Below are 4885 nucleotides of genomic sequence, written 5' to 3'. Positions count from 1 at the left end.
CCCCCGGCCGCGCCATCCGGCCGGGTTCGACGCTGGAAGCGCAACAGTTGGGCATCAGCACCGTGTACCAGGAAGTCAACCTGTGTCCCAACCTGACCGTGGCCGAGAATATTTTCATCGGCCGCTATCCCCGCAAATGGGGCGGCTTCGGTCCGATCGACTGGGCCGCCATGCAACGCCGCGCCGCCAGGTTGCTGGCGAAGCTTGACTTGCACATTGACGTAAAAAAACCTCTGTCCGCGTATCCGCTGGCGATCCAGCAGATGGTGGCGATCTCGCGCGCGGTGAGCGTATCGGCCAGCGTATTGATCCTCGACGAGCCGACTTCCAGCCTCGATGAGGCGGAGGTGCAATTGCTGTTCAAGGTCTTGCGCAGCCTGCGCGACGAAGGGATGGCGATTCTCTTCGTCACGCATTTCCTCGACCAGACTTACGAAATCTCCGACCGCATCACGGTGCTGCGCAACGGCGTGCGCGAAGGCGAATACGCCGCCAGCGAATTGTCGCGCTTTGATCTGGTCAACAAGATGATCGGCGTGCAGGTCGACGCCACCGCCGCCGGCGAGGCGCTGGCCGATAATGCCGAGATCACGCCGGCCGCCAACGACGGCGAAGTGTTCCTGCAGGCGCGCGGACTTGGCCGCAAGGGGGCATTGACGCCGCAGGATTTCGACCTGCGCGCCGGTGAAGTATTCGGCTTGTGCGGTCTGCTCGGCTCCGGCCGCACCGAGACCGCACGACTCCTGTTCGGCGCCGACAAGGCCGACAGCGGCGAGATCAGCATCAAGGGCAAGCCGGTGAAATTCTCCACCCCGCGCGACGCCATCGCTGCCGGCATCGGCTTCTGTTCCGAAGACCGCAAGAAGGAGGGCGCCATCCTCGACCTGTCCGTGCGCGACAACATCATCCTCGCGCTGCAGGCCCGCAACGGCTTGCTGCACGTGATCCCGCGCAAGCGCCAGCAGCAGATCGCGGCCGACTACGTCAAATGGCTCGGCATCAAGACCGCCGACATCGAAACCCCGATCGGCCTGCTGTCCGGCGGCAACCAGCAGAAGGCTTTGCTGGCGCGCTGGCTGGCGACCGACCCCGACATGCTGATCCTGGACGAGCCGACACGCGGCATCGACGTGCGCGCCAAGCAGGAGATCATGGATTACGTCATGGCCTTGTGCCGCAAGGGCATGTCCATTCTTTTCATCTCTTCCGAAATCCCCGAAGTGCTGCGCTGCAGCGACCGCATGCTGGTGCTGCGCGATCGCCATGGCTGCGGCGAGTACCTGCGCGGCGAGCTGGACGATGCCTCGGTGCTGCAGGTGATTGCGGGTGAAAATGCTGAAGTGGCAGCAGGAACAGCAACATGAGCGCATCAATGAATTCCAATCTGGTTTCCAATCGCAATCCGTCTTCGGGCGCCGCCGTCAACCGGCTGCGGCGTGCCTTCTTTCATCCGCTGAGTCGTCCGCTGGGCGCACTGGCGGTACTGCTGCTGATCGACTTCTTCATGATCCCCGGGTTCTTCCGCATCGAGATGAAGGACGGCCATCTGTACGGCAGCGTGATCGACATCGTCAACCGTGCGGCGCCGCTGATGCTGGCGGCGCTCGGCATGACGCTGGTGATCGCCACGCGCGGCATCGACATTTCGGTCGGGGCAGTGGTGGCGATTTCGGGGACGATCGCTGCGATGCTGATCGGCGGCACCATGGTCGTCAACAACGGCGTGCCGGAATACGTCAGCAACATCCCGATGGGCTGGGCGCTGGCTGCCGCGCTCGGCGTGGCGCTGCTGTGCGGCGCGTGGAACGGCCTGCTGGTGGCGACGCTGGGCCTGCAACCGATCATCGCCACGCTGATCCTGATGGTGGCCGGGCGCGGGCTGGCGCAGCTGCTGACCGACGGCCAGATCATCACGGTGTATTACAAGCCGTTCTTCTATCTCGGCAGCGGTTACCTGTGGGGCTTGCCGTTCTCGCTGTTCATCGTCGCCGGCATGTTCGTGGTGCTGGCGCTGCTGATGCGCAAGACGGCGCTGGGCCTGTTCATCCAGTCGGTCGGCATCAATCCGGTGGCGTCGCGCCTGGCCGGCATCCGCACCGCGGCGCTGATCTTCTTCGTCTACATCTTCTGCAGCCTGTGCGCCGGCCTGGCCGGGTTGATGATCAGCGCCAACATCAAGAGCGCCGACGCCAACAACGCCGGCCTGTTGCTGGAGCTGGACGCGATCCTGGCGGTGACGCTGGGCGGCACTTCGCTGGCGGGCGGCAAGTTCAGCCTGGTCGGCAGCGTGATCGGCGCGCTGATCATCCAGGCGCTGACCTACACGATCTATTCATTGGGGGTGCCGCCGGAAGTCAACATGGTGGTCAAGTCGGTGGTGGTGTTCCTGGTTTGCCTGTCGCAGTCGCCCGAGTTCCGCCGCCTGCGCTTGTTCAAATCCGGCAACCAAGCTTAAGCATTCAGGAAAAAATCATGAAGAATTTTCGTTCTCTTTTTCATCAGTTGCTGGCAACGCCGTATTTCACCTCGCTGGTCACCGTCGCCTTGCTGGTGGTGCTGTTCGCGATGGGCTCGGTCGCCTACGACGGCTTCTTTTCGGTGCAGGTGGTATTGAACCTGCTAATTGACAACGCGTTCCTGCTGGTGATCGGCATCGGCATGACCTTCGTGATCCTGTCCGGCGGCATCGATCTGTCGGTCGGTTCGGTGCTGGCGCTGACCACCATGATCTCAGCCTACATGCTGCAGTCGTGGCACTGGCATCCGTTGCTGGTGATCGTCTGCGTGCTGGCGCTGGGCGGCCTGTTCGGCGCGGCGATGGGCGTGCTGATCCATTTCTTCAAGCTGCAGCCCTTCATCGTCACGCTGGCCGGGATGTTCCTGGCGCGCGGCCTGTGTTATCTGATCAGCATCAATTCCATCACCATCGACGATCCGCTGTTCGTGGCGATGTCGCAGACGCGGCTGGAGTTCGGGCTCGGCGACGCCTTCGTCTCGCCCAGCGTGGTGATCGCCGTGCTGATGCTGGCGCTGGCGATCTACCTGGCGCATTACACGCGCTTCGGCCGCGCGGTCTATGCGGTGGGCGGCAACGAGCAATCGGCGCTGCTGATGGGTTTGCCGGTGGGCCGCACCAAGGTCGCGATTTATGCATTCAGCGGTTTCTGCGCGGCGCTGGCGGGTGTATTGTTCTCTTTCTATATGTTGTCCGGTTACGGCCTGCATGCGCAAGGCACGGAGCTGGACGCCATCGCGGCGGTGGTGATCGGCGGCACCTTGCTCACCGGCGGCTATGGCTACGTGGCAGGGACGCTGACCGGCGTGCTGATCCTGGGCGTGATCCAGACTTTGATCGCTTTTGACGGTACGCTGAGCTCGTGGTGGACCAAGATCGTGATCGGCGTGCTGCTGTTCGTGTTCTGCCTGGCGCAAAGGTTGATGTCGCTGGGCGCGGCAAAGGCGGCAGATGCGAATGCCGGCGGCGGTTCCGTCAAGCCAGCCGCGCAGGCAGCGTAAGACGTAAATATTGCAGACGCGAGTTAAGGGGAGTCACGGCGTTTGCGCAACAAACTGATGTTGAAAACAATATGGGTTTTAGCAAAAAAATCATTAGAAATGTATTGCTCTAATGGTTATCGTAGAGGCCTTGCAAAACATTGAGCGTTCCCCGCGCGTTTTGACATGTTTTGCATTGCCAGTAAAACAACAAACTACTAGGAGACGAGAAGTATGAAACTCAAATCGGTATTGGCCGGGCTGACGCTTGGCCTGAGCATGGGTCTGATGGCAGTGAGCGCGCAAGTGAGCGCCCAGACCAAGGGCCTGATCGGGATCTCCATGCCGACCAAGTCGTCGGCGCGTTGGATCGCTGACGGCAACAACATGGTCAAGGTATTCAAGGAAAAGGGCTACCAGACCGACCTGCAATACGCGGAAGACGACATCCCGAATCAGTTGGCGCAGATCGAAAACATGGTGACCAAGGGCGTTAAAGTGCTCGTCATCGCCGCCATCGACGGCACCACGCTGTCCGACGTGCTGCAAAAAGCCGCCGACAAGGGCATCAAGGTCATCGCTTACGACCGCCTGATCCGCAACTCCAAGAACGTCGACTACTACGCGACTTTCGACAACTACCAGGTCGGCGTGCTGCAGGCTTCGTACATCGAAAAGGCGCTGGACCTGAAGGGTGGCAAGGGTCCGTTCAATATCGAACTGTTCGGCGGTTCGGCTGACGACAACAACGCTTTCTTCTTCTACAACGGCGCCATGTCGGTCCTGAAGCCATACATCGACAAGGGCAAGCTGGTTGTGCGCAGCAAGCAGATGGGCATGGACAAGGTTGCAACGCTGCGTTGGGACGGCGCGACTGCGCAAGCCCGCATGGACAATCTGCTGAGCGCCTACTACGGTAACGCCCACGTCGACGCAGTGCTGTCGCCATATGACGGCATCAGCATCGGCATCATCTCTTCGCTCAAGGGCGTCGGCTACGGTACGCCGAAGCTGCCAATGCCGGTCGTGACCGGTCAAGATGCGGAAGTGCCTTCGGTCAAGTCCATCATCCGCGGTGAACAACGTTCGACCGTCTTCAAGGACACGCGTGAACTGGCCAAGGTCACCGTTTCCATGGTCGATGCCGTGTTGTCGGGCAAAGCGCCAACCATCAACGACACCAAGACCTACAACAACGGCGTCAAGGTCATCCCTTCGTACCTGTTGAAGCCGGTCAGCGTCGACGTCAGCAACTGGAAAGAAGTGCTGGTCGGCAGCGGCTACTACACCGAAGCGCAAGTGAAGTAATTCGCTTGTTTCTCTGAGTGAATGTGTCCCGGTCGGCAAATGTTGACCGGACAAGAAAGCAACCCCGCGCCGCGCGCGCGAT

At 61.0% G+C, this 4885-nt stretch carries 4 protein-coding genes; all 4 read left to right on the top strand.

Going from position 1 to position 4885, the window contains the following annotated elements; all coding sequences use genetic code 11:
* Nucleotides 1–1364, top strand: a 1364-nt coding sequence (locus tag HLUSI_RS30835) for a sugar ABC transporter ATP-binding protein (protein ID WP_016836726.1), incomplete at its 5' end; no start/stop codon positions are given.
* Nucleotides 1361–2455, top strand: a complete 1095-nt coding sequence (locus tag HLUSI_RS0126090) for an ABC transporter permease (protein WP_040503931.1) — start codon at nt 1361–1363, stop codon at nt 2453–2455. The genes HLUSI_RS30835 and HLUSI_RS0126090, both read left to right, overlap by 4 nt.
* A 17-nt stretch (nt 2456–2472) precedes the next feature.
* Nucleotides 2473–3516, top strand: a complete 1044-nt coding sequence (gene yjfF, locus HLUSI_RS0126085; RefSeq protein ID WP_016836724.1) for a galactofuranose ABC transporter, permease protein YjfF — start codon at nt 2473–2475, stop codon at nt 3514–3516.
* Nucleotides 3517–3729: 213 nt separating this feature from the next.
* Nucleotides 3730–4803: a multiple monosaccharide ABC transporter substrate-binding protein gene (gene chvE / locus HLUSI_RS0126080; protein WP_016836723.1), complete on the top strand. Its 1074-nt coding sequence runs from the start codon at nt 3730–3732 to the stop codon at nt 4801–4803.
* The last annotated feature ends 82 nt before the right edge of the window (nt 4804–4885 follow it).

The organism is Herbaspirillum lusitanum P6-12, assembly GCF_000256565.1.
Taxonomy (GTDB): domain Bacteria; phylum Pseudomonadota; class Gammaproteobacteria; order Burkholderiales; family Burkholderiaceae_D; genus Herbaspirillum; species Herbaspirillum lusitanum.
The sequence above is the reverse complement of the archived record's forward strand: the minus strand, read 5'-3'. Positions and strand labels throughout refer to the sequence as shown.

What these genes read in the sequence shown, in the direction of transcription:
- yjfF (WP_016836724.1), top strand. Translation starts at nt 2,473, where the DNA reads ATGAAGAATTTTCGTTCTCTTTTTCATCAGTTGCTGGCAACGCCGTAT.
- chvE (WP_016836723.1), top strand. Translation starts at nt 3,730, where the DNA reads ATGAAACTCAAATCGGTATTGGCCGGGCTGACGCTTGGCCTGAGCATG.
- HLUSI_RS0126090 (WP_040503931.1), top strand. Translation starts at nt 1,361, where the DNA reads ATGAGCGCATCAATGAATTCCAATCTGGTTTCCAATCGCAATCCGTCT.